The organism is Terrabacter sp. R4-6 (genome assembly GCF_057529065.1).
This window is the reverse complement of sequence record NZ_CP197224.1, coordinates 4,339,929-4,361,895: the sequence shown is the minus strand read 5'-3', so window position 1 is coordinate 4,361,895 and position 21,967 is coordinate 4,339,929. Positions and strand designations below refer to the sequence as shown.

Sequence of the window (21,967 nt, the reverse complement as noted above, 5' to 3'; positions counted from 1 at the left end):
CGGTCGTATGCCGTCGGCTGGCACACATCACGTCGGGACTCACCGGTCGGCGCGTCCCGATCTCATCAATGATACGAGTTCTTCGCTCGCCCGACGAACATCGTCGTTGACGATGACCTCGTCGAACTCGCTCTGGGCGGCCAGCTCGGCCCGCGCGGTCGACAGGCGACGCTCCCGCTCGGCCTCGTCCTCGGTGCCGCGGCCGACGAGCCGCCGGACCAGCTCGTCCCAGCTCGGCGGCGCGAGGAAGACGAAGAGCGCCTCGGGCCACGTGTCGCGCACCTGGCGGGCACCCTGCAGGTCGATCTCGAGCAGGGCGTCGCGGCCCTCGCGGATGACGCGCTCGACGGGACCCCGTGGGGTGCCGTACTTGGCGGCCCCGTGCACGACGGCGTACTCGAGGAACTCCCCCGCCTCGACGAGGCGGTCGAACTCGTGGTCGTCTACGAAGTGGTAGTGCACCCCGTCGACCTCGCCCGGACGCGGGCGGCGGGTCGTCATGGAGACGGAGAACCACACGCCCGGGAAGTGCGTGCGCACGTAGGCCGCGATGGTGCCCTTGCCGACGGCGGTTGGGCCGGCCAGCACCGTGAGACGGCCACGCCGGGGGCCGGCTGCGTCGTGCTGGGGCTCCGCGGGCGTCGTCGGGTCAGCCGACATCACGGCTTCTCGAAGCGGTGGAGCAGGGCTGCGACCTGGTTGGCCCCGAGACCACGCACGCGGCGCGACTCGGCGATGCCGACCTCGGCCATGATCGCCTTGGCGCGGACGCGTCCGACGCCGGGCATCGACTCGAGCAGCTCGGTGACCTTCATCTTGCCGATGACCGGGTCGGCCTTGCCGTCCTCGAGGACCTCGGCGAGCGAGCCGCTGGAGTACTTGAGCCGGTTCTTGACCGCTGCTCGCTCCCGACGTGCGGCTGCAGCCTTCTCGAGTGCTGCGGCCCGTTGCTCAGGGGTGAGCGGTGGAAGCGCCACGGTCTTCGGTCTCCTCGCTGCCTGCGGGGAGCGCCCTGCGCCCCCTGCCGTTCTTCACGCCTCGCGTGTTGTCTCCGCCGAACCTAGCGATCCGGCCGTCCGCGCCGCAACGCGGGGGCCCAGCCCGACGGCCGCCCGTCCCGCTCTGCTCAGCTGCCGAGGTCGATCCCGCACGTCTCCTTGGCGTGGGTCTCGATCCGCTTGGCCGAGCTCTCGAAGCCCTGCATCTGCTTCGTCAGCGCCGTGAGGTCGGGCTGGTCCACCGTGAACTTCGCCACGAGGGCGTGCAGCGAGGCCCAGTCGGCCTTGACCTCCTCGGGGGCGCTCGCCTCGACCTGCGTGATGGTGGCGACGAACCGGGTCGCGGCGGCGGGGTCCTTGAGCGTCGCGCCCGCGTCCTTCCAGTCCGCCTCGGCGGTCGTCAGGGCGTCGCAGTAGGAGCCGGTCGACCCCGACGAGCAGGCGCCGAGGGAGGTCGCCGAGAGGAGCAGCGCGAGCGCCACCGAGGGGCCCCTGCGCATCGCGGTCGTTCGCATCCCCACACCGTATGCCGTGGGGTCGGCGCCGGTCCCGCGACTGCCCGAAGCGAGTCGCTCCGGCCGGTGGAGAGCCGGTGACGTTTGGAGCCACCCCCGGGGGCGTGGGGAGCCCGGGGGCGTGGGGAGCCCGGGGTCAGGAGATGTCGAGGTTGCAGGTCGCCTTGGCGTGCGCCTCGATCTTCGTGCTGGAAGCGTCCATCTTCGCCGTCGCAGCGGTGACGGCGCTCTTGTCGCCCGACGCCGCGGCGTCGACGAAGGCGATGAGGTCGCCCCAGGCCTGCTTGACCTCGTCGGGTGCGGCGGCCTCGATCTTCTCGAGCACGACCTTGCCCTGCTCGAGGGCGGCCTTGTCGCTGATCTTCGACGACATCGACTCGAGCTCCCTCTGCCCGGACTCGAGCGCCGTGCAGTAGGCGGAGTCGGCTCCGGACGGGGCACTCGTCGTGCTCGGCGTCGCGCTCGGTGCCGAGGACGCGGATGACGAGCTGCTGCCGGCGGCGGTCGTCGGCGGGGTGCTGGAGCCGCACGCCGTCGCGAGCGGGATCGTCGCGGCGAGGGCGACGGTGACGAGCAGTCGGCGTACGCGTGGAGTGTGAGTCATGCCACATCGCATACCCGGCTGGGAACGTGCTGTGACACGGCTGGGAACGTCAGGTCGACCGGAGCGTCTCGGCGACCTCCGCCGTCCGGGCGACGAGGCGGCGCGGATCGGGACCGGCGCCGAGGATCTCGCGGCTGGAGGCGGCGAGCACCTGACCGCGGGCTGCACCGAAGGTCGACGCGAGCGACTCGACGGTGCCGCCCTGGGCTCCGAAGCCCGGTGCGAGCACCGGCGTCGCGGCTCCCACGAGGTCGAGCCCGAGGTCGTGCACGGCCGTGCCGACGGTGGCGCCGATGACGAGTCCGATGCTGCCGAGCTCGCCCCTGCCTCGCGCCGGGGCGTTGTCGCCCGCGGCGCCGTCGACGACGGACGCGGCAACGGACCGGCCGTCGCGGACCGCGTGCTGGACGGAGGCGCCCTCGGGGTTCGACGTCAGGGCGAGGACGAAGAGCCCACGTTCCGTCTGCTCCGCGAGGTCGATCGCGGGACGGAGCGACTCGTAGCCGAGGTAGGGGCTCACGGTGAGGGCGTCCGGTGGGGCGACGGCGTCCGGGCCGAGGTAGGCCTCGGCGTAGGCACCCATCGTCGACCCGATGTCGCCGCGCTTCGCGTCGAGGACGGTCAGGGTGCCTGCCTCGCGCAGCTCGGTGAGCACCCGCTCGAGCACGGCCAGGCCGCGGCTGCCGAAGACCTCGAAGAAGGCCGACTGAGGCTTGACGGCCGCGACCCGGCCGGCGAACGCCTCGACGCAGGTCAGGGCGAAGCGCTCGAGGCCGGCGACGTCGTAGGACAGGCCCCACGACTCCACGAGCCCCCGGTGGGGGTCGATGCCGGCGCACAGCGGCCCGTGGGTCTGCATGGCGTCGTGGAGGCGGGCCCCGAAGGCCTTGCTCATCGTCGGTCTCCGTTCAGGGTGTCAAGTGGCTCGTCAGCGGCCGTGGGCCACGGCGACGGCATCGGTGAAGTGCTCGAAACCCTTGGCGTCGAGCAGCTCGCAGAGCTCGCGCAGGACGCGGACCGGCGCCGAGGGGTCGTTGAAGACCGCGGTGCCGACCTGGATCGCGCTCGCGCCGGCAGCGACGAGCTCGAGGGCGTCACGACCCGTGCGCACTCCCCCGACGCCGATGATCGGCACGGTGGGGATGCGCCCCTCGAACATCGCCTGGCGCACCTGCCAGATGGCACGGACCGCGACCGGCCGGATGCCCGGACCCGAGAGGCCGCCGGTGACCCCGCCGAGCTGCGGCCGCATCCGGTCGGTGTCGATGACCATGCCGAGCAGGGTGTTGATCATCGTCAGGCCATCGGCGCCGGCCTTGACGCAGGCGGCCGCGATGGCGGTGATGTCGGTGACGTCGGGGCTCAGCTTCGCGAACACCGGGATGTCGCGCGGGAGCTGCTCGCGCACGAGGGCGATGACCTTGGCCGAGGCCAGCGGGTCGCAGGCGAAGACCAGTCCGCGGTTGGCGACGTTGGGGCACGAGATGTTGACCTCGACGCCGATGACGGCGTCGAACGCCCGGCTCGCGCGCAGCGTCGCCGCGACGTGGGCGTACTCGGTGCTCGAGCTGCCGGCGATCGAGGGCAGCACGCGCGCGCCCACGGACTGGAGCCACGGCAGGTCCTCGTCGACGAACGCCTCGATGCCGGGGCCCTGCAGGCCGATCGAGTTGAGCATCCCCGACGGGGTCTCCGCCATGCGGGGCGTGCCCCGGCCGGAGCGCGGGTCGGCCATGACGGACTTCGTGACGAACGCGCCGAGGTCGGCGACGTCGAAGAAGCGGTGCAGCTCCCTGCCGTTCGCCGCGCAGCCGGAGGCGGTCATGAGCGGGTTGGGCAGCCGGTGGCCGCCCCCGAGGTCGACGGAGAGGTCCACCATCAGTGACCACCCACCTTCGGGGCGCCGACGGCATCGTCCGGGACGCGCGCATGACCTCCGTCGAAGGCGTCCCAGCGGACGCGGTCCCCGCGGAAGACGGGTCCCTCGACGCACGAGCGCACCATCCGGGTCCTGCCGTCGGAGCCGACGACGGGCATGACGCACGTCATGCACACGCCGACGCCGCAGGCCATCGACTCCTCGACGGCGACCTGTGCGACGGCGCCGTGCGCCTGGGCGACCCTGGTGATCGACTCGAGCATCCCCATCGGACCGCAGCCGTAGACGACGCCCGCCTTCGTGCGCTCGATGATCTCGGGCAGCGGGTCGCTGACCCAGCCCTGCTGACCGGCGGAGCCGTCGTCGGTCGTCACCGTGACGCCGTCGCAGCTGCGGCGAGCCTCGACGACGCCGAAGAGGCGGTCCTCGCTGGCGGCGCCCAGGACCATCTCGACGTGGCAGCCGCGCTCGCGCAGCTCGCCGGCGAGCCAGAAGAGGGGCGCGCTGCCGTAGCCGCCGCCGACGAGGACGCAGGCGACGGGCTCGGTGGGCAGCGGGAACGCCTTGCCGAGGGGTCCGACGACGTCGATGGTGTCGTGCGGCGCGCGGTCGACGATCCATCGCGTACCGGTGCCCACCGCCGAGACGACGACCTCGACGGTGCCGCCGTAGGTGCCGCTCGGGCTGACCTTGTGGATCGAGAAGGACCGGCGCAGCAGGGTGCCGGACGTCTCGCCGCCGACGGCCAGCGCGACGAACTGGCCCGGGCGGGCGAGCTCGGCGACGCCGGGGGCGACGAGGGTGAGGTGCTGGTAGGCACCGACCCGCCGGGTCGCGATGACCTCCGCGACCTCCTGGGTGACCCGGGCCCGCAGCTGGCGCTCGCTCATGCGGTCGCTCCGGCCGTCGCCGTGGCTTCCGCCGATGCCGTGGGCGTCGCCGTGGACCGCGCCGTGGTCGCTGACGTGGTCGCTGAGGTGGTCGCTGAGGTGGTCGCTGACGTGCCGCGTCCGTAGAGGTCGAGGTCGCGCGCGTGGTCCTGCAGCGACTTGACCCGGATCTCCTCGGTGAGACCCGCCTCGATGCCGAGGACGGCGGCGGCGAGCGTCGCGATGGTCGTGATGATCGGCTTGTCGGCGCTCGTCGTCGCGGCACGGATCGCGTAGCCGTCGGCACGCGCGTCCTGCCCCGACGGCGTGTTGACGACCATCTGGACCGTGCCCTCACGGATGAGGTCGACGATCGACTTCTCGCCCGGCGCGTCGCCGTCCCGCTCGGTGATCTTGCGGACCAGCGTCGCGGGGATGCCGTTGCGCTTGAGCACCGCGGCCGTGCCGCTCGTCGCGAGGATCGTGAAGCCGAGGTCGACGAGGCGCTTGACCGGGAAGAGCATGGCGCGCTTGTCGCGGTTGGCCACCGACACGAAGATCGCACCGGAGCGCGGCAGCGCCGACCCGCCTCCCTGCTGGGCCTTGGAGAAGGCAGAGCCGAAGTCGACGTCGATGCCCATGACCTCGCCCGTCGAGCGCATCTCGGGGCCGAGGAGCGAGTCGACCGCGACGCCCTCCTTGGTGCGGAAGCGCTTGAAGGGCAGGACCGCCTCCTTGCACGAAACGGGTGCGTGGTCGGGCATCCGGCCGCCGTCGCCGGTCGGGGGCAGCATGCCCTCCTCACGCAGCTCCTTGATCGTGGAGCCGAGCATGACCCGGGCCGCGGCGCTCGCGATGGGCACGCCCGTCGCCTTGGCGACGAACGGCACGGTGCGCGAGGCGCGTGGGTTCGCCTCGATGACGTAGAGGATGTCCTGGGCCAGCGCGAACTGGACGTTCATGAGGCCGCGGACGCCGATGCCCTCGGCGAGCTTGCGCGTCGCGATGCGCACGCGCTCGAGCTCGCCGTCGCCGAGCGTCGCCGGCGGCAGCGTGCACGAGCTGTCGCCCGAGTGGATGCCAGCCTCCTCGACGTGCTCCATGATGCCGCCGAGGTACATGTCCTCGCCGTCGAAGAGCGCGTCGACGTCGATCTCGATGGCGTCGTCGAGGAAGCGGTCGATGAGGATCGGGTGGTCGGGCGAGGCCTCGGTCGCCTTCTCGACGTAGGTCACGAGCGAGTCGTCGTCGTAGACGATGACCATGCCGCGGCCGCCGAGGACGTAGGACGGACGCACGAGCACCGGGTAGCCGATCTCTCGCGCGACGACGAGGGCCTCGTCCGAGCTGTAGGCCGTGCCGTGCTTCGGGGCGATGAGACCCGCCCGGGACAGGACCTGACCGAACGCACCACGGTCCTCGGCGAGGTGGATCGCGCTCGGCGACGTGCCGACGATCGGGACCCCCTCGTCCTCCAGCGCCTGCGCGAGACCGAGGGGCGTCTGCCCACCGAGCTGCACGATGACACCCGCGATCGGGCCGGCCTGGCTCTCGGCGTGGATGACCTCGAGGACGTCCTCGAGCGTCAGCGGCTCGAAGTAGAGACGGCTGCTCGTGTCGTAGTCGGTCGACACCGTCTCGGGGTTGCAGTTGACCATGACCGTGTCGAATCCCTTGTCGCGCAGGGAGAACGACGCGTGGACGCAGGAGTAGTCGAACTCGACACCCTGACCGATGCGGTTCGGGCCCGAGCCGAGGATGATGACGGCGGGGCGATCGCGTGGCGCGACCTCGGTCTCCTCGTCGTACGAGCTGTAGTGGTAGGGCGTCGTCGCGGCGAACTCGGCCGCGCACGTGTCGACGGTCTTGTAGACCGGGCGCACCCCGAGGGCGTGGCGCACGCCGCGGACCACGGCTTCCGGCATACGCCGGACGGACGCCACCTGCGCGTCGCTGAAGCCGTGGCGCTTGACGAGGCGGAGCAGCTCCGGCGTCAGCTGGGGGGCGTCGGCGAGCATCGTCGCGACGTCGTTGATGAGCGCGATCTGGTCGAGGAACCACGGGTCGATGCCGGTGGCGTCGTGGACCTCCTCGACGCTGCACCCGCCGCGCAGCGCCTGCTGCACGAGCACGATGCGGCCGTCGGTCGGGACCGTGGCCTCCTCGAGCGCCCGCTCGGCGGCGGCCTTGGTGATCTCGCCGTCCCAGTGGAAGCTCGCGCCCTTCTTCTCCAGCGAGCGCAGCGCCTTCTGCAGCGCCTCGGTGAAGTTGCGCCCGATCGCCATGGCCTCGCCGACCGACTTCATCGTCGTCGTCAGCGTCGGGTCGGCCGCCGGGAACTTCTCGAAGGCGAAGCGCGGCACCTTGACGACGACGTAGTCGAGCGACGGCTCGAAGCTCGCCGGGGTCTCGCGGGTGATGTCGTTGGGCACCTCGTCGAGCGTGTAGCCGATCGCCATCTTCGCCGCGATCTTGGCGATCGGGAAGCCGGTCGCCTTGGAGGCCAGGGCGCTCGACCGCGAGACGCGCGGGTTCATCTCGATGACGATGATGCGTCCGTCGTCGGGGTTGACGGCGAACTGGATGTTGCAGCCGCCGGTGTCGACGCCGACCTCACGGATGACCGCGATGCCGATGTCGCGCAGCCGCTGGTACTCGCGGTCGGTGAGCGTCAGGGCCGGCGCCACGGTGATGGAGTCACCGGTGTGCACGCCCATCGGGTCGAGGTTCTCGATGGAGCAGACGACGACGACGTTGTCGGCGTGGTCGCGCATGACCTCGAGCTCGTACTCCTTCCAGCCGAGGATCGACTCCTCGAGGAGCACCTCGGTCGTCGGGCTGTACTGGAGGCCGGCGCCGCCGAGGAGGCGCAGGTCCGCCTCGTCGTAGGCGAAGCCCGACCCGAGGCCGCCCATCGTGAACGACGGGCGCACGACGACCGGGTAGCCGAGCTCGTCGGCGGCCGCGATCAGCTCGTCCATCGAGTGGCAGATGAGGGACTTCGCGGACTCCGCGCCGCACCGCTCGACGACACCCTTGAACTTCTCGCGGTCCTCGCCGAGCTGGATCGCCTCGACGTTGGCGCCGATGAGCGGGCAGCCGTACTTCTCGAGGACGCCGTTGTCGTGCAGGGAGATCGCGCAGTTGAGCGCCGTCTGACCGCCGAGGGTGGCGAGCACGGCGTCGGGACGCTCCTTGGCGATGATCGCCTCGACGACCTCGGGGGTGATCGGCTCGACGTACGTGGCATCGGCGAACTCGGGGTCGGTCATGATCGTCGCGGGGTTGCTGTTGACGAGGATGACGCGGATGCCCTCCTCGCGCAGCACGCGGCAGGCCTGGGTGCCGGAGTAGTCGAACTCGCAGGCCTGGCCGATGACGATCGGGCCGGACCCGATGACGAGGACGCTCTTGATGTCGTCGCGCTTGGGCATGTTAGTTGCTCCCGCTCTGCTCGTGGCTTGCTTCGCTCGCGTGTCCGGCGCTCTTGTGCGTAGCGCCTTCCCGCCTCGGCTCGCTCGCTTCGCTCGCATCGCTCGTCTGTCCGGGCGCTACGCGCGCCGGACCGTTCTGCTGGGTGGTCTTGCCAGTGCCGCTGGCTTCCATCAGCTCGATGAAGCGGTCGAAGAGGTAGGCGGCGTCGTGCGGTCCGGCCGCGGCCTCGGGGTGGTACTGGACGGAGTAGGCGGGACGGTCGAGGCACTCGAGACCCTCGACGACGTCGTCGTTGAGGCACACGTGCGAGACACGCACGCGGCCGTATGCCGTGTCGCTGTCCTCGTCGAGGGGCGCGTCCACGGCGAAGCCGTGGTTGTGGGCGGTCACCTCGACCTTGCCGGTCGTGCGGTCCATGACCGGCTGGTTGATGCCGCGGTGGCCGTACTTCAGCTTGTAGGTGCCGAAGCCGAGGGCACGCCCGAGCAGCTGGTTGCCGAAGCAGATGCCGAAGAACGGGATCCCCCGGTCGAGCACGTCGCGCAGCAGCGCGACCTCGCGCTCGGCGGTGGCCGGGTCACCGGGCCCGTTGGAGAAGAAGACGCCGTCGGGGCCGGACTCCCCCACCGCGAGGACGTCGTCGATCGTCGCGGTGGCCGGCAGCACGTGCACCTCGATGCCGCGCTGCGCCATGAGCGCCGGCGTCATCGCCTTGATGCCGAGGTCGACGGCCGCGACGGTGAACCGCTTGTCGCCGACGGCCGGGACGGCATACGGCTCGGTGGTGGTGACCTCGGCGGCGAGCGCGGCGCCCGCCATCCGGGGGCTCGTGCGGACCGCGTCGAGCAGCTCCGCCTCGGGGCGCGCGGCGGCGTCACCGCTGAAGATGCCGACCCGCATCGCGCCGCGCTCGCGCAGGTGGCGTGTCAGGGCACGCGTGTCGATGTCACAGATGCCGACGACGCCCTGGTCGACGAGCTCGTCCTCGAGGTCGCGGGTGGCACGCCAGTTGGACGAACGGATGGCGGGGTCGCGCACGACGTAGCCGGCGACCCAGATGCGGGTGCTCTCGTCGTCCTCGGTGTTGACGCCGGTGTTGCCGACGTGCGGGGACGTCATGACGATGACCTGCCGGTGGTAGCTCGGGTCGGTCAGCGTCTCCTGGTAGCCGGTCATGCCGGTGGAGAAGACCGCCTCGCCGACGGTCTCGCCCAGAGCGCCGTAGGACGACCCGCGGAAGGAGCGGCCGTCCTCGAGGACGAGGGTCGCCGCCACGCGAGTGCGGGTGGGCCACCCGTCACGGCTGGGCACGGTCAGGGGGGTCTGGGTGGTCACAGGTCTGCTCCCGAGGTCGTCGCGTTCGTCAGTTCTCGTCGGGTGCCCGCGCCGTTGCGGACGTCGTGGGTGACGCGTCCCGCGTGGACCGTCGCGAGGACGGCTCCGCGCAGGGTGCGCCCGTGCCACGGGTTGTTGCGCGAGCGGCTGCGGCTCGCGGCGGCGTCGACCGTGATCTCGCGGTCAGGGTCGACGAGGGTGATGTGGGCGGGGCTGCCGACGGCGAGCTCCCTTCCCTGGTGGGCGAGCCCGCCGATCCGGGCCGGGGCGGTCGACATGACGCGCGCCACGTCGGCCCAGTCGAGCAGGCCCGGTCGCACGAGGACGTCGCTGACGACCGAGAGGGCCGTCTCGAGGCCGAGCATCCCGAAGGCTGCGTCGACGAAGGCGTGCTCCTTGTCGTGGCGGGCGTGCGGCGCGTGGTCGGTGGCCACGGCGTCGATGGTGCCGTCGGCGAGGGCGGAGCGCAGGGCCTCGACGTCCTCGGTCGGGCGCAGCGGCGGGTTGACCTTGTAGACGGGGTCGTAGCCCAGGAGCAGGTCGGTCGTCAGCGCGAGGTGGTGCGGCGTGACCTCGGCGGTGACGTCGATGCCCTGGGCCTTGGCCCAGCGGATGACCTCGACCGTGCCGGCGGTCGAGACGTGGGCGACGTGGACGCGGGAGCCGGTGTGGCGGGCGAGCATGACGTCGCGCGCCACGATCGACTCCTCGGCGATGCCGGGCCAGCCGGGCAGGCCGAGCCGGCCCGAGACCTCGCCCTCGTGGCAGCAGGCCTCGCGGCCCGCGAGGCGAGGGTCCTGCGCGTGCTGGCTGACGACGCCACCGAAGGGCTTGACGTACTCGAGCGCCCGGCGCATGATCCGCGCGTCGTGCACGCAGTGGCCGTCGTCGCTGAAGACCCGCACCCTGGCCCGCGAGCGGGCCATGAGACCGAGCTCGGCGAGCTCGGCGCCCTCGAGGCCCTTGGTCACGGCGCCGACCGGGACCACCTCGGTGAGCCCGCAGGCGCGCCCGAGGTCGAGCACGCGTTCGGCCGCCTCGGCGGTGTCGGTGACGGGGCTCGTGTTGGCCATGGCGAAGACGGCGGTGAAGCCGCCGGCGGCCGCCGCGGCCGAGCCGGTGGCGATGGTCTCGGCGTCCTCGCGGCCCGGCTCACGCAGGTGGACGTGGAGGTCGACGAGGCCGGGCAGCGCGACGAGTCCGTCGGCGTCGAGCACCTCGGCGTCCGAGGGTGCCGAGACCGAGCCGACCTCGGTGATGACGCCGTCCTCGACGAGCAGGTCGGCCGAGTCGGCGCCGAGCAGGCGGGCGCCGCGGATCACGAGGCGGGTCATCGGACGGCTCCTTCACTGGGCGCGGTGGCGGCGGTGGCGGCGGGCACGGGCGCGGGCGTCTCCTCGCCGGCGAGCAGGTGGTAGAGCACGGCCATCCGGACCGCGACGCCGGCCGAGACCTGGTCGAGCACGACCGACTGCGGGGAGTCGGCCGCCTCGGGGGCGATCTCGAGGCCGCGGTTCATCGGGCCGGGGTGGAGCACGAGCACGTCGTCGTTGCGGGCGACGAGCCGCTCGAGCCGGTCGCGCGTCAGGCCGTAGCCGACGGTGTACTCGCGCGCCGTCGGGAAGTAGCCGCCGCTCATCCGCTCGCGCTGGACGCGCAGCATCATGACGGCGTCGACGGGGCCGTGCTCGCCCTCGCCGTCGAGGACGGGGTCGAGGTCCCAGCTCGTGGCGAAGCCGTCGGCCGCGCTCCACGCCCCGATACCGCTCGGCATGAGCGTGGGCGGAGCGACGACGGTGACGCGTGCACCGAGGGTCTTCAGCGTGATGACGTTGCTGCGGAAGACCCGGGAGTGGGTCAGGTCGCCGACGATGACGACGTGCTTGCCGTCGAGGTCGCCGAGGCGGGTGCGCAGCGTGTAGGCGTCGAGCAGGGCCTGCGTCGGGTGCTCGTGGGTGCCGTCGCCCGCGTTGATGACGCTGCACCGGACCCACTGCGCGACCTGGTGGCAGGCGCCCGACGCGTTGTGCCGGATGACGAGGGCGTCGACGGCCATGGCGTCGACGGTCATGGCCGTGTCCCGCAGGCTCTCGCCCTTGCTCGTCGAGGAGCCCTTGGCCGAGAGGTTGATGGTGTCGGCCGACATCCACTTGCCCGCGATCTCGAACGAGCTGCGGGTGCGAGTCGAGTCCTCGAAGAAGAAGTTGATGATCGTGCGCCCGCGCAGGGTCGGCACCTTCTTGACCTCGCGTCGCTGGAGGTCGTGCATCGAGGCCGCGGTCTCGAGGATGTCCTCGACCTCGGCGCGGCTGAGGTCCGCGGAGGAGATGAGGTGCTTGGTCATCGCGCGTCACCCCCGCTGATCCGTACGATGTCGAGACCGTCGACCTCGGCGACCCGGACGTGGACGCGCTCGTCGCGGGAGGTGGGGAGGTTCTTGCCCACGTGGTCGGCGCGGATCGGCAGCTCCCGGTGGCCCCGGTCGACGAGGACCGCGAGGCGCACGGCGCGGGGACGGCCGAGCTCGGAGAGCGCGTCGAGGGCGGCGCGGATCGTGCGCCCGGAGTAGAGGACGTCGTCGACGAGGACGACGACCTGGTCGTCGATGCCGCCCGCCGGGATGCGCGAGCGGTGGGCCGTGCGCACCGGGTTGCGGCGCAGGTCGTCGCGGTGGAGCGTGATGTCGAGCTCGCCGACGGGGATCGCGGTCCCCTCGACCTCCTCGATGCACGCGGCGAGACGGCGCGCGAGCGGGACCCCGCGCGAGGGGATGCCGAGGAGGACGAGCCCCTCGCTTCCCTTGTTGCGCTCGAGGATCTCGTGACCGATGCGCCGCAGCGCCCGGGAGATGTCCCCCTCGCTCATGACGTCGCGAGCGTCCTCGGGGATGCTCGAGCGATCTGTCGATGACTGGTCGGGTGCGCTCAGGTCAGGGCAGGGCATCGCCGCTGGACCTCCTTCCCCGCCTCACAGGACGGTGGTTAAAGGATGTCTTCGCGAGGGAGTCTAACGCGGCCCCGCTCCCCAGCCGACACCGGTCCGCCCCTCGGCACGGCGCCACCCGCGGTGTCGGTCCGCGGAGCCCCCTGCACCCGGGACGCCGCGAAGCCACCCGCGCAGGGGTGGCTTCGAGGAGTCGTGCGGGCACGGTCGGGCGTTCAGACGATGGTCGCCTTGACCTCGGCGATGCGCGCGAGCAGCCCGTTGACGAAGGCCGGAGACTCGTCGGTCGACAGGTCGGTGGCGAGCGCCACGGCCTCGGAGATCGCGACGCCGTCGGGGATCTCGTCGTTCCAGAGCACCTCCCACGCGCCGAGGCGCAGGATCGCGCGGTCGACGGCGGGCATCCGCTCGAGGGTCCAGCCCTGGCTGTAGTCGGTCAGCGCCGCGTTGATGTCGTTCCAGCGCCCGACGACACCGCGGACGAGGTCCGCGGTGTAGGGGTTGTTCGCCGCCCGGGACTCGCTGTCGGCCAGGCGCTCGTCGAGGAGCGTCTCGGCGTTGAGACCGCGCTGGTCCGCCTCGAAGAGGATGTCGAGCGCCCGCGTACGGGCCTTGCTGCGTGCTGCCAAGGGAATTCGCGTCCGCTCAGTCGTTGACGCGGCCGAGGTACGACCCGTCGCGGGTGTCGACCTTGACGCGGGTGCCGGACTCGAGGAAGAGCGGCACGTTGATCTGGGCACCGGTCTCGAGCGTGGCCGGCTTGGTGCCGCCGGTGGAGCGGTCGCCCTGCAGGCCCGGCTCGGTGTGGGTGATCTCGAGGACGACCGACGCGGGCAGCTCGACGTAGAGCGGCAGGCCCTCGTTGGTGGCGACGAGCGCGTTCTGGTTCTCGAGGAGGTAGTTCGCGGCGTCACCGACGACGGTCTCCGACACGTTCAGCTGGTCGTAGGTGTCGGTGTCCATGAAGACGAAGTCGGTGCCGTCCTTGTAGAGGTACTGCATCGTGCGCTTGTCGACGTTGCTCGTCTCGACCTTGGTGCCAGCGTTGAACGTCTTGTCGACGACCTTGCCGGAGAGGACGGCCTTGAGCTTGGTGCGCACGAACGCGGGGCCCTTGCCGGGCTTCACGTGCTGGAACTCGACGACGGACCAGAGCTGTCCCTCGATGTTGAGCACCATGCCGTTCTTCAGGTCGTTGGTCGAAGCCATCGTCACAAACCACTTTCGTATGCCGGCCGGTCGGGGCGCGCGCCTGCGGGCACGCCGGATCGCCGGGCGTTCACTGTCTTGGGGAGTTGCCGCACGAGTCTAGCCGTGCGGCCACCGGATCGCGGAATCGCGCCCGTCCGCGCGACCCCTGCGCGGTGTACCCTGGTCCGTTCCCCCCGCCCCGCAACACACCGAGCAGGTCACGACCCACCGGCGTCCGATCCCGGTGCGCCCACACCTTCTCGGTGTGTTCCGCTGCAGAAAGGTCCTCGCGTGCCCTCGCCCGACCACGGACTCGCCACCGAACTCGCCCGGGAGCAGGCCTACCTCGACGACGCGCGCGAGCAGCTGGCGCGGATGCGCCGGCTCGCGGAGTCGCTCGACGCGTCGAAGGCGAGCGACGCGGTGTCGGGTGAGGTCCTCGGCTGGGTGCTCGCGCGACGCATCGCCTCGCTGCAGGACGACCCGCGCACGACCCTCTTCTTCGGCCGCATCGACGTCGACCCTGCCGACGGGCCGGCCGAGCAGTTCCACATCGGCCGGCGGCACGTGTCGGACGAGGCGGGCGACCCGGTCGTCGTCGACTGGCGCGCCCCGATCTCGACCGCGTTCTACCGGGCGTCGCCCCTCGAGCCGATGGACGTCGTGCTGCGGCGACGGTTCGGCGTCGACCGCGGGCGCCTCACCGCCCTCGAGGACGAGCACCTGCGCGAGCCGGAGCAGTCCCGCGGCACGGCCGGCTCGATCCTCGCCGCCGAGATCGAGCGCCCGCGCACCGGCCCCATGCGCGACATCGTCTCGACGATCCAGCCGGAGCAGGACGAGATCGTCCGCAGCGACGTCGCCGTCAGCGTCTGCGTCCAGGGCGCGCCGGGCACGGGCAAGACCGCCGTCGGACTGCACCGGGCGGCCTGGCTGCTCTACTCCTTCCGCGAGCGGCTCGACCGCTCGGGAGTGCTCGTCGTCGGCCCCAACCGCGCCTTCCTCGACCACATCGGCGCCGTCCTGCCGTCGCTCGGCGAGGTGCGGGTCGGCCACGCGACGATCGAGAGCCTGCTCGACCACGGCCGGGTGCGCGCCGACGAACCGGCCGACGTCGCCACCCTCAAGGGCGACGCACGGCTGGCGGCGGTGCTGCGCCGCGCGGTGTGGTCGAGCATCGTGCGCCCGACGGATGCGGTCGTGGTGCCGCGCGGCGTGCGCAAGTGGCGCGTACCGGCATACGAGGTCGCTGACGTCCTCGACGAGCTCGCAGCCCGCGGCGTGCGCTACTCCGCCGCACGTGACCTGCTCCCCCAGCGGCTCGCCCACCACCTGCTGCTCGAGATGGAACGCGCCGGCGACGCGCCCGACGACCGGGTGCAGGACGCCGTCGCGAAGTCGGCCGCGGTCAAGAAGTACGTCTCGTCCGTCTGGCCCGCCCTCGACCCGCAGGGGGTGCTGCACCGGCTGTGGTCCGACGCCGACGCGCTGCGGGCTGCCGCCGGTGACGACCTCACCGAGCGGGAGCAGTCGATGCTGCTGTGGGACAAGCCCGCCCGCACCAAGGGCGCAGCGCGCTGGTCGCGCGCCGACATGGCCCTGCTCGACGAGCTCGACGACCTCCTCCGTCGCGTGCCGAGCCTCGGCCACGTCGTCCTCGACGAGGCGCAGGACCTCTCCCCGATGCAGCTGCGCGCCGTCGGCCGACGGTGCTCGACGGGGTCGGTGACCGTGCTCGGCGACATCGCCCAGGGCACGACGCCGTGGGCGACCGCGTCCTGGGACGACGCGATGCGACACCTCGGCAAGGACGACCACGACCTCGTCGTGCTCGACCGCGGCTTCCGCGTCCCCGCTGTCGTCATCGAGTACGCCGCCCGGCTGCTCCCCGTCATGGCGCCGGGGCTCGGCGCGCCGGTGTCGGTGCGCGACAACCCGGGGCGGCTCGAGATCCGGCCGGCCGACCCGAGCGCCCTCGACGCCGAGGTCGTGCTGGCGGTCGAGCGGGCTGCGAGCGCCGTCGGTTCGGTCGGCGTCATCGCGCCGGACGCCGACGTCGAGCGGGTCTCGGCCGCGCTCGCGGCCGCCGGGGTCTCCCACGGTCGGCTCGACCGCGACCACGGCGACGACGAGGACCACCAGGTCGAGGTCGTGCCGGCGAGCGTCGCCAAGGGTCTGGAGTTCGACCGCACCGTCGTCGTCGAGCCGGCAGCGATCGCGGCGGCCGAGCCCGACGAGCGAACCGGCCTGCGGCGCCTCTACGTCGTGCTGACCCGCGCGGTGTCGGAGCTGACGATCGTGCACGCCCAGCCGCTGCCAGAGGCTCTCGACGCCGCCTGACGCCCGCTCAGCGGAGGCCCTGGTGGGCCGCCCACCTGTCAGCGGCTCGGTCCGCGGCGGCCGCGACGAGCGCCGCGAGCTCGGGTCGCTCCGGCACGGTGAACGAGACGTAGGCCCCGCGTCCGCCCTCGACCGGTCGCCCGTAGGCCTTGGCCGCGAGGTGTCCGTCGGGGAGCATGCGGACGTTCAGGGTGTCGAGCCGGAACTCCTGTCCGCGGCGGCTGTCGGTCCAGCGCAGCGACTCGGGGATCGTCACGTTGATCGCCATCGCGCTGACGACGAGGTCCTCGTCCTCACTCATGGGAGCAGGCTCCCACGCGCGGGCCGGTCGGCGGGTCAGACGCCGATCGTCAGCGCTGCCGTGTAGCCGGACGTCGCGTTGCCCGACATCGTCGCGAGCTGGTGGATGCCGCCGTCGTCACCGAAGACGTTGTCGCGCTGGAGACTGACCTGCGAGAGGTTGCCGACGCTCTGCTCGTAGCCGCTCGTGGCATAGACCGTCTCGCAGGTAGCCTGGGGCAGGGCGATCTGCGAGGTCTTGACGATGGGGCCTCTCGACGTCGCGTCGCTCACCTTCGAGTAGACCTCGAAGTGGATGTGCGGCCAGCGTCCCGAGTAGCAGGCCGGGAAGATCGACGTGAAGGTCGCCGTGCCCGAGTCGTCGGTGGCCTGCACGCCGCGCAGGTAGTTCTCGTCGGCCGCGCCCTGGCTGTACATCGAGTAGCGCCCGTCCCGGTCGCAGTGCCAGACGTAGACGGCAGCGCCGACGAGCGCAGAGCTCGTCGCGAGGTCCTTCACCGTCAGCTTGATGGTGAGGGGAACACCCTGGGCCGTCGTCGTCGAGGAGCCGAAGCTGCTGCGGATGTCGCGGCGCACGATCCCCGAGTCGTCGAGGACGTTCTGGCCGTTGGAGCCGTCGCCCGGGAAGGGCCCGGCCGTCTCGTCCGGGGCCTCGACGAGGTCGGCGTCGGTCACGGCGGCGGCTGGGGTCGTCGAGGTCGCCCCACTCGTCGTGACCGCCGAGGATGTGGCGCTCGTCGGGATGCCCGTCGAGCCGCTCGTCGCGACCGGTGCGGCGCCGGTGCTGCATGCCGCGAGCGCGCCCGCGACGCCGAGACCACCGAAGAGGGACAGCGCCCGACGCCGGTCGACGAGCGTCTGGAGGTCGTAGACGAGGCCTCGGTCGTGGTCCTCGATCTCGTTGCCGTGCTCGTCGAGCCACTCGTGCTCAGGAGCCGAGGGAGTGCGCGGTGCCATGGTCCGACCTTTCGTCGTGGGCCCGGCGGGCCCGTCTGGCAAGACTCTGGGAGCCAGGCCGTTGAGACAGCGATGCAGCGTCTGTGCCGTCGCTGTGAAGGGGACGGACCGCGCTCGGCGGACGGGCCGAGCCTGCCGGTGCTCTCATGATGAGGTGAGATTCGACCTGGAGACGCGAGCGTCACCGGGACAGGTACGTCACGCCCTGACGGACTTCAGCGAGCACCGTCTCCAGACCTGGCGCCGGAGCCTGGACCCCAGGACGTATGAGCTGCGCGACCACGGGGAGGGGTCGGCGGTCGCCCGCGAGAGCAGCTCGGGATCGCCCGCCTGCGTCGTCTCCCGCTACGACTGGTCCGATCCCGACGTGGTCCGCTGGACCGTGGTGGAGAGCAGCTACGGGGGCGGTGGCGACGGGTTCGTCCGGATCACGCCACGCGAGGACGGTGGGAGCAGCCTGCACGCCGAGTGGAGCGCTGCGGACCCCACGCGTCAGAAGCTGCTCCTCTTCCTCATCCACCACGGCCCCATGAACAGGCTGATCGCCCGGATGTGGGCGTCCGCGCTGGACGACGTAGGCACGGAGGGCACGCACTGACCGTGAGGTCATGAGCGCGCGTCCTGCGTCGACCGTCCCGGGTCGAGCGCACACTCCTTGAACCTCGAGGCCTCGGGAGTGTCGACCGTGGCGAGGTAGACGAACCAGCTGCCGTCGTGCTGCGCCGCGAGACGGCACGCGGTCGGCCAGCCCGACAGCCCGTAGACGGGTGACCAGGCCGGGATGAAGCCGGCCGAGTGCTCGGTCGCCTCCGGCAGCTCCGACTGCGTCAGCTCGTTGAGACTCGAGTACGTGCAGGAGACGCGGAAGACCTTCGGTCCGAGCCGGTCCGGCGTCAGAGCCTGCGACCGGTCCGGGCGCGAGCTGTACGTGACTCCGTCGTGCACCACGAAGTCCGTGAAGTCGATGAGCGCCCGCTGCACCGGCTTGACCACCACCGGCGGGCAGCCGGGCACCACCACGGTCGTCGACGCCGGGGCCCGGGCGGGCTGCGGAGACGGTTGGGCGCACCCCGACAGCACGGCCGCGGCGACGAGCACCGCGGTGCCGATGCCGAGCCGCCCCGCGTGGGTCACGTCGGCACCGTACGACGCCCCGTGGCGGTGAGGATCGGGACGGTCGTTGCCGTCACCACATCGTGACGGCCGTCGCCCCTCAGACGAGGGCGCGCAGGGCCAGCAGGTAGGACTGCAGGCCGAAGCCGGCCACGGTCCCGGTCGCGACGCCGGCGACGACCGACGTGTGCCGGAACTCCTCCCGCGCGGCCGGGTTGCTGAGGTGCACCTCGACGAGGCTGCGACCGCTCGTCGTCACGATGGCGCACGCGTCGCGGACGGCATACGAGTAGTGCGTGAACGCGCCCGGGTTGAGCACGACGTCGGCGCCGACGTCGACGGCCTCGTGCAGCCAGTCGATGAGCTCGCCCTCGTGGTTGGTCTGGCGGCAGTCGGCGACGAGGCCGAGGTCACGCGCCTCGCGCTGGACGGCCGCGTGCACGTCGTCGAGCGTGTCGGAGCCGTAGACCTCCGGCTCGCGGGTGCCGAGACGGTTCAGGTTGGGGCCCGACAGGACGAAGACCGTGGGTGCCGTCATGCCCGCGAGTCTAGTGAGCGGACGCGTCGGGGCGCCGCGACACGAGGCCGTATGCCGCCCGGAGCAGTGCGTCGTCAGGCCCGGCCAGTCGGCTGGGCCGGCCCAACCCGTCGAGCACGACGAAGCGCAGCGTCGAGCCGCGGGACTTCTTGTCGCGGCGCATGGCCGTCAGCAGATCGTCCCATCGCCCGGCGGCATACGTCGTCGGGAGGCCGAGCGACGCGAGGACGGAGCGGTGTCTGGCCACGAGGGCGTCGCCCTCCGTGCCGGTGAGGTGACCGGTGAGCCGGGCGAGCTCGGCGACGTAGACCATCCCGACCCCGACCGCCTCTCCGTGCCGCCACGAGTAGTGCTCGACCTGCTCGATGGCGTGGCCGAACGTGTGGCCGTAGTTGAGGATCTCGCGCAGCGAGCTCTCGCGCAGGTCGGCCGCGACGACGTGCGCCTTGACCCGGACCGCGCGTTCGATGAGCTCGCGCAGGTGCGGGTTGCCCGCGGTGCGGGCCCGCTGCGCGTCGTCCACGACGGAGGACTCCACGAGGTCGAGGATGACGGGGTCGGCGATGAAGCCGCACTTGACGACCTCGGCGAGGCCTGCGACGAGGTCGGCCTCGGGCAGTGTCGAGAGCACGTCGACGTCGCACAGCACCCCGGCCGGCGGGTGGAAGGCACCGACGAGGTTCTTGCCCTCGGCGGTGTTGATGCCCGTCTTGCCGCCGACGGCCGCGTCGACCATGCCGAGCAGGGTCGTCGGCACCTGGACGACGCGCACCCCCCGCAGCCAGGACGCCGCGACGAAGCCGGCGAGGTCGGTGACGGTGCCGCCACCGACCCCGACGACGGCATCGGTGCGGGTGAAGCCGGCCCGGCCCAGCTGTGCCCAGAGGGCCGCCGCGACCTCGGCCGTCTTGGCGGCCTCCGCGTCGGGGACCTCGGCCACGTGGACGGCATACCCCTGCTCCGCGAGGGCAGCGGTCACCCGCGACGTGAGATCCGGCAGCGTCGGGGGGTGGACGACGAGGACGCGCTCGACGTCGTCGCCGAGGAGGCCACCGACCCGGTCGAGCACACCGGACCCGATGACGACGTCGTAGTCGTCGCCGACGGGGATCGTCGTCGGGTCGGTCGCAGCGCTCACGCGCGGGCCGCCTCGAGCTCGGCGACGACGACGTCGACGACCTCGTCGGGCGTGCGTCCCGCGGTGTCGACGCGCACGGTCGCCACGCGCTCGTAGGTGGGACGGCGGTCGTTCATCATCCGCACCCACGAGGCACGCGGGTTGACCGACAGCAGTGGTCGCGAGCGGTCGAAGCCGATGCGCCTGCTCGCGTCGGCGATGGCGACGTCGAGGAAGACGACGGCGTGACCGGCGAGAGCCACCTCGGTGAGCGGGTCCATGACGGCTCCCCCGCCGAGCGAGACGACGCCCGGCTCCTCGCTCAGCGCGCGAGCCACCTCGGCGCGCTCGAGGTCGCGGAAGACCGACTCGCCGTCGTCGACGAAGATGTCGGAGATCGAGCGGCCCTCGGCGGCCTCGATCGCGGCGTCGACGTCGTGGAAGGCCACGCCGAGGCGCGCCGCGAGGGCCTGGCCGACGGTGGTCTTGCCGGCGCCGGGCGGCCCGACGACGACGGCGACCGGGCGGGTCACCTGCTCGTTCACCATGTGCGCAGCCCCTCCCGGATGCCGGCGAGGTATGCCGTGTGGTTGCGTGACGTCTCGGCCACCGAGTCTCCCCCGAACTTCTCGAGGCACGACTGCGCGAGCACGAGCGCGACCATCGCCTCGGCGACGACGCCGGCAGCCGGCACCGCACAGACGTCGGAGCGCTGGTGGATCGCGGTGGCGGCCCCGCCCGTCGCGACGTCGACCGTCGACAGGGCGCGGGGCACCGTGCTGATCGGCTTCATCGCGGCGCGGACGCGGAGCACCTGACCGGTCGACATGCCGCCCTCGGTGCCGCCGGCCCGACCGGTGCGACGGGTGATGACGCCGTCGACCATCTCCATCTCGTCGTGCGCCTCCGAGCCTCGACGACGGGCCGTCTCGAAGCCGTCGCCGACCTCGACGCCCTTGATCGCCTGGATGCTCATGAGGGCCTGCGCGAGCTGGCCGTCGAGCTTGCGGTCCCAGTGGACGTGTGACCCCAGGCCCGGCGGTACGCCGTAGGCCAGCACCTCGACGACGCCGCCGAGGGTGTCACCGTCCTTCTTCGCCGCGTCGACCTCTGCCACCATGGCCGCCGAGCCCGACGGGTCGAAGGCCCGTACCGGGTCGGCGTCGAGACGCTCGACGTCGTCGGGCGTCGGCAGGGCGGCGCCCTCGGGCACGCCCGCCGTGCCGATCGAGACGGTGTGCGAGACGAGGCGGATGCCGTAGGACTGCTCGAGGAATCGGGCGGCGATCTCGCCGAGGGCCACGCGGGCCGCGGTCTCGCGGGCCGAGGCGCGCTCGAGCACGGGGCGGGCGTCCTCGTGGCCGTACTTCTGCATCCCGACGAGGTCGGCGTGACCGGGCCGCGGGCGGGTCAGCGGCTTGTTGCGCGCGACCTCCTTCTCGGCGTTGACGTCGTCGGAGGCGGCGTACGCCTCGTCGCTGACGGCCTCGGGACTCATCACGGTCGTCCACTTGGGCCACTCGCTGTTGCCGATGCGCACCGCGATCGGCGAGCCGAGGGTCAGTCCGTGGCGCAGGCCGCCGAGGAACTCCACCTCGTCCTGCTCGAACTTCATCCGCGCGCCGCGGCCGTAGCCGAGACGGCGACGGGACAGGGCGGCCTGCAGGTCCTTCGCGCCGACCTCGACGCCGGCGGGGAGTCCCTCGATCATGGCGACGAGTGCGGGACCGTGCGACTCACCGGCCGTCAACCAACGCAACATGACCCGATCCTCCCACGCGGTCCGTCGTCGCCCCCGACCCGCCCGCTCCGCGGGACCGTCGGGCGGTGGCC

The 21,967-nt window shown here is 72.1% G+C and carries 23 protein-coding genes; 2 read left to right on the top strand and 21 right to left on the bottom strand.

Annotated elements, in window-relative coordinates:
* Window positions 1-39 precede the first annotated feature (39 nt).
* The 14 genes from gmk to efp all read right to left on the bottom strand — a co-directional run bounded on the left by gmk (window position 40) and on the right by efp (window position 13,787).
* Window positions 40-660, bottom strand: a complete 621-nt coding sequence (gene gmk / locus ACSSS0_RS20130) for a guanylate kinase (RefSeq protein WP_435986236.1) — start codon at window positions 658-660, stop codon at window positions 40-42.
* The gene (gene mihF / locus ACSSS0_RS20125; RefSeq protein WP_435986237.1) at window positions 660-977 is read right to left on the bottom strand and encodes an integration host factor, actinobacterial type; all 318 of its coding nucleotides are present in this window, start codon (window positions 975-977) and stop codon (window positions 660-662) included. Before mihF ends, gmk begins: the two co-directional genes overlap by 1 nt.
* Window positions 978-1,126: 149 nt before the next feature.
* Entirely contained in the window at window positions 1,127-1,513 is a 387-nt protein-coding gene (locus tag ACSSS0_RS20120; RefSeq protein ID WP_487229386.1) for a hypothetical protein, read from the bottom strand.
* 136 nt (window positions 1,514-1,649) lie between these two features.
* Window positions 1,650-2,117 (bottom strand): hypothetical protein, encoded by a 468-nt coding sequence (locus ACSSS0_RS20115; protein WP_487229385.1) that lies wholly within the window; start codon window positions 2,115-2,117, stop codon window positions 1,650-1,652.
* A 49-nt stretch (window positions 2,118-2,166) separates the two neighbouring features.
* On the bottom strand, window positions 2,167-3,012 hold the full coding sequence (gene pyrF, locus ACSSS0_RS20110; RefSeq protein WP_487229384.1) for an orotidine-5'-phosphate decarboxylase: 846 nt from the start codon (window positions 3,010-3,012) through the stop codon (window positions 2,167-2,169).
* 33 nt (window positions 3,013-3,045) lie between these two features.
* Entirely contained in the window at window positions 3,046-3,996 is a 951-nt protein-coding gene (locus tag ACSSS0_RS20105; protein ID WP_487229383.1) for a dihydroorotate dehydrogenase, read from the bottom strand.
* Window positions 3,996-4,886, bottom strand: a complete 891-nt coding sequence (locus ACSSS0_RS20100) for a dihydroorotate dehydrogenase electron transfer subunit (protein WP_487229382.1) — start codon at window positions 4,884-4,886, stop codon at window positions 3,996-3,998. The genes ACSSS0_RS20105 and ACSSS0_RS20100 overlap by 1 nt, the downstream gene beginning before the upstream one ends.
* The gene (gene carB, locus ACSSS0_RS20095; protein ID WP_487229381.1) at window positions 4,883-8,299 is read right to left on the bottom strand and encodes a carbamoyl-phosphate synthase large subunit; all 3,417 of its coding nucleotides are present in this window, start codon (window positions 8,297-8,299) and stop codon (window positions 4,883-4,885) included. Before carB ends, ACSSS0_RS20100 begins: the two co-directional genes overlap by 4 nt.
* Before the next feature lies 1 nt (window position 8,300).
* Complete coding sequence (carA, locus tag ACSSS0_RS20090) at window positions 8,301-9,635, bottom strand: glutamine-hydrolyzing carbamoyl-phosphate synthase small subunit (protein ID WP_487229380.1); 1,335 nt, start codon at window positions 9,633-9,635, stop codon at window positions 8,301-8,303.
* Window positions 9,632-10,969, bottom strand: a complete 1,338-nt coding sequence (locus ACSSS0_RS20085; protein WP_487229379.1) for a dihydroorotase — start codon at window positions 10,967-10,969, stop codon at window positions 9,632-9,634. The genes carA and ACSSS0_RS20085 overlap by 4 nt, the downstream gene beginning before the upstream one ends.
* Window positions 10,966-11,979: an aspartate carbamoyltransferase catalytic subunit gene (locus ACSSS0_RS20080; protein ID WP_487229378.1), complete on the bottom strand. Its 1,014-nt coding sequence runs from the start codon at window positions 11,977-11,979 to the stop codon at window positions 10,966-10,968. Before ACSSS0_RS20080 ends, ACSSS0_RS20085 begins: the two co-directional genes overlap by 4 nt.
* Window positions 11,976-12,578: a bifunctional pyr operon transcriptional regulator/uracil phosphoribosyltransferase PyrR gene (gene pyrR / locus ACSSS0_RS20075; RefSeq protein ID WP_435986247.1), complete on the bottom strand. Its 603-nt coding sequence runs from the start codon at window positions 12,576-12,578 to the stop codon at window positions 11,976-11,978. The genes ACSSS0_RS20080 and pyrR overlap by 4 nt, the downstream gene beginning before the upstream one ends.
* Window positions 12,579-12,793: 215 nt before the next feature.
* Window positions 12,794-13,207, bottom strand: a complete 414-nt coding sequence (nusB, locus tag ACSSS0_RS20070) for a transcription antitermination factor NusB (RefSeq protein WP_487229377.1) — start codon at window positions 13,205-13,207, stop codon at window positions 12,794-12,796.
* 16 nt (window positions 13,208-13,223) lie between these two features.
* A complete protein-coding gene (gene efp / locus ACSSS0_RS20065; protein ID WP_020143980.1) occupies window positions 13,224-13,787 on the bottom strand; it encodes an elongation factor P in 564 nt (187 codons plus the stop codon).
* A 273-nt stretch (window positions 13,788-14,060) separates the two neighbouring features.
* On the opposite strand from efp, the gene ACSSS0_RS20060 reads away from it, so the two are divergent.
* Complete coding sequence (locus tag ACSSS0_RS20060) at window positions 14,061-16,109, top strand: HelD family protein (RefSeq protein WP_487229376.1); 2,049 nt, start codon at window positions 14,061-14,063, stop codon at window positions 16,107-16,109.
* 7 nt (window positions 16,110-16,116) lie between these two features.
* Here the strand turns inward: ACSSS0_RS20060 and ACSSS0_RS20055 are convergent, their stop codons facing one another.
* Together ACSSS0_RS20055 and ACSSS0_RS20050 are read right to left on the bottom strand one after the other, a co-directional pair.
* Complete coding sequence (locus tag ACSSS0_RS20055; protein ID WP_435986250.1) at window positions 16,117-16,410, bottom strand: hypothetical protein; 294 nt, start codon at window positions 16,408-16,410, stop codon at window positions 16,117-16,119.
* A gap of 35 nt (window positions 16,411-16,445) precedes the next feature.
* Entirely contained in the window at window positions 16,446-17,366 is a 921-nt protein-coding gene (locus tag ACSSS0_RS20050) for an intradiol ring-cleavage dioxygenase (protein ID WP_487229375.1), read from the bottom strand.
* A 154-nt stretch (window positions 17,367-17,520) separates the two neighbouring features.
* Here ACSSS0_RS20050 and ACSSS0_RS20045 point away from each other — a divergent pair, with 154 nt between their 5' ends.
* The gene (locus ACSSS0_RS20045) at window positions 17,521-17,964 is read left to right on the top strand and encodes a hypothetical protein (RefSeq protein WP_487229374.1); all 444 of its coding nucleotides are present in this window, start codon (window positions 17,521-17,523) and stop codon (window positions 17,962-17,964) included.
* A gap of 8 nt (window positions 17,965-17,972) precedes the next feature.
* On the opposite strand, the gene ACSSS0_RS20040 is transcribed toward ACSSS0_RS20045, so the two are convergent.
* The 5 genes from ACSSS0_RS20040 to aroC all read right to left on the bottom strand — a co-directional run bounded on the left by ACSSS0_RS20040 (window position 17,973) and on the right by aroC (window position 21,896).
* A complete protein-coding gene (locus ACSSS0_RS20040; protein WP_487229373.1) occupies window positions 17,973-18,500 on the bottom strand; it encodes a hypothetical protein in 528 nt (175 codons plus the stop codon).
* 79 nt (window positions 18,501-18,579) lie between these two features.
* A complete protein-coding gene (gene aroQ, locus ACSSS0_RS20035; protein ID WP_142178275.1) occupies window positions 18,580-19,017 on the bottom strand; it encodes a type II 3-dehydroquinate dehydratase in 438 nt (145 codons plus the stop codon).
* Window positions 19,018-19,027: 10 nt separating this feature from the next.
* Window positions 19,028-20,155: a 3-dehydroquinate synthase gene (aroB, locus tag ACSSS0_RS20030; RefSeq protein WP_487229372.1), complete on the bottom strand. Its 1,128-nt coding sequence runs from the start codon at window positions 20,153-20,155 to the stop codon at window positions 19,028-19,030.
* Entirely contained in the window at window positions 20,152-20,682 is a 531-nt protein-coding gene (locus ACSSS0_RS20025; RefSeq protein WP_435986255.1) for a shikimate kinase, read from the bottom strand. The genes aroB and ACSSS0_RS20025 overlap by 4 nt, the downstream gene beginning before the upstream one ends.
* Entirely contained in the window at window positions 20,676-21,896 is a 1,221-nt protein-coding gene (gene aroC, locus ACSSS0_RS20020) for a chorismate synthase (RefSeq protein WP_487229371.1), read from the bottom strand. Before aroC ends, ACSSS0_RS20025 begins: the two co-directional genes overlap by 7 nt.
* Window positions 21,897-21,967: the final 71 nt, after the last annotated feature.

Bases quoted from the DNA above. Each gene is read 5' to 3' on its own strand.
- gmk (WP_435986236.1), bottom strand. From the start codon at position 660: ATGTCGGCTGACCCGACGACGCCCGCGGAGCCCCAGCACGACGCAGCC.
- ACSSS0_RS20120 (WP_487229386.1), bottom strand. From the start codon at position 1,513: ATGCGAACGACCGCGATGCGCAGGGGCCCCTCGGTGGCGCTCGCGCTG.
- ACSSS0_RS20115 (WP_487229385.1), bottom strand. From the start codon at position 2,117: ATGACTCACACTCCACGCGTACGCCGACTGCTCGTCACCGTCGCCCTC.
- pyrF (WP_487229384.1), bottom strand. From the start codon at position 3,012: ATGAGCAAGGCCTTCGGGGCCCGCCTCCACGACGCCATGCAGACCCAC.
- ACSSS0_RS20105 (WP_487229383.1), bottom strand. From the start codon at position 3,996: ATGGTGGACCTCTCCGTCGACCTCGGGGGCGGCCACCGGCTGCCCAAC.
- ACSSS0_RS20100 (WP_487229382.1), bottom strand. From the start codon at position 4,886: ATGAGCGAGCGCCAGCTGCGGGCCCGGGTCACCCAGGAGGTCGCGGAG.
- carB (WP_487229381.1), bottom strand. From the start codon at position 8,299: ATGCCCAAGCGCGACGACATCAAGAGCGTCCTCGTCATCGGGTCCGGC.
- ACSSS0_RS20085 (WP_487229379.1), bottom strand. From the start codon at position 10,969: ATGACCCGCCTCGTGATCCGCGGCGCCCGCCTGCTCGGCGCCGACTCG.
- ACSSS0_RS20080 (WP_487229378.1), bottom strand. From the start codon at position 11,979: ATGACCAAGCACCTCATCTCCTCCGCGGACCTCAGCCGCGCCGAGGTC.
- pyrR (WP_435986247.1), bottom strand. From the start codon at position 12,578: ATGCCCTGCCCTGACCTGAGCGCACCCGACCAGTCATCGACAGATCGC.
- efp (WP_020143980.1), bottom strand. From the start codon at position 13,787: ATGGCTTCGACCAACGACCTGAAGAACGGCATGGTGCTCAACATCGAG.
- ACSSS0_RS20055 (WP_435986250.1), bottom strand. From the start codon at position 16,410: ATGAGTGAGGACGAGGACCTCGTCGTCAGCGCGATGGCGATCAACGTG.
- ACSSS0_RS20050 (WP_487229375.1), bottom strand. From the start codon at position 17,366: ATGGCACCGCGCACTCCCTCGGCTCCTGAGCACGAGTGGCTCGACGAG.
- aroQ (WP_142178275.1), bottom strand. From the start codon at position 19,017: ATGACGGCACCCACGGTCTTCGTCCTGTCGGGCCCCAACCTGAACCGT.
- ACSSS0_RS20025 (WP_435986255.1), bottom strand. From the start codon at position 20,682: ATGGTGAACGAGCAGGTGACCCGCCCGGTCGCCGTCGTCGTCGGGCCG.
- aroC (WP_487229371.1), bottom strand. From the start codon at position 21,896: ATGTTGCGTTGGTTGACGGCCGGTGAGTCGCACGGTCCCGCACTCGTC.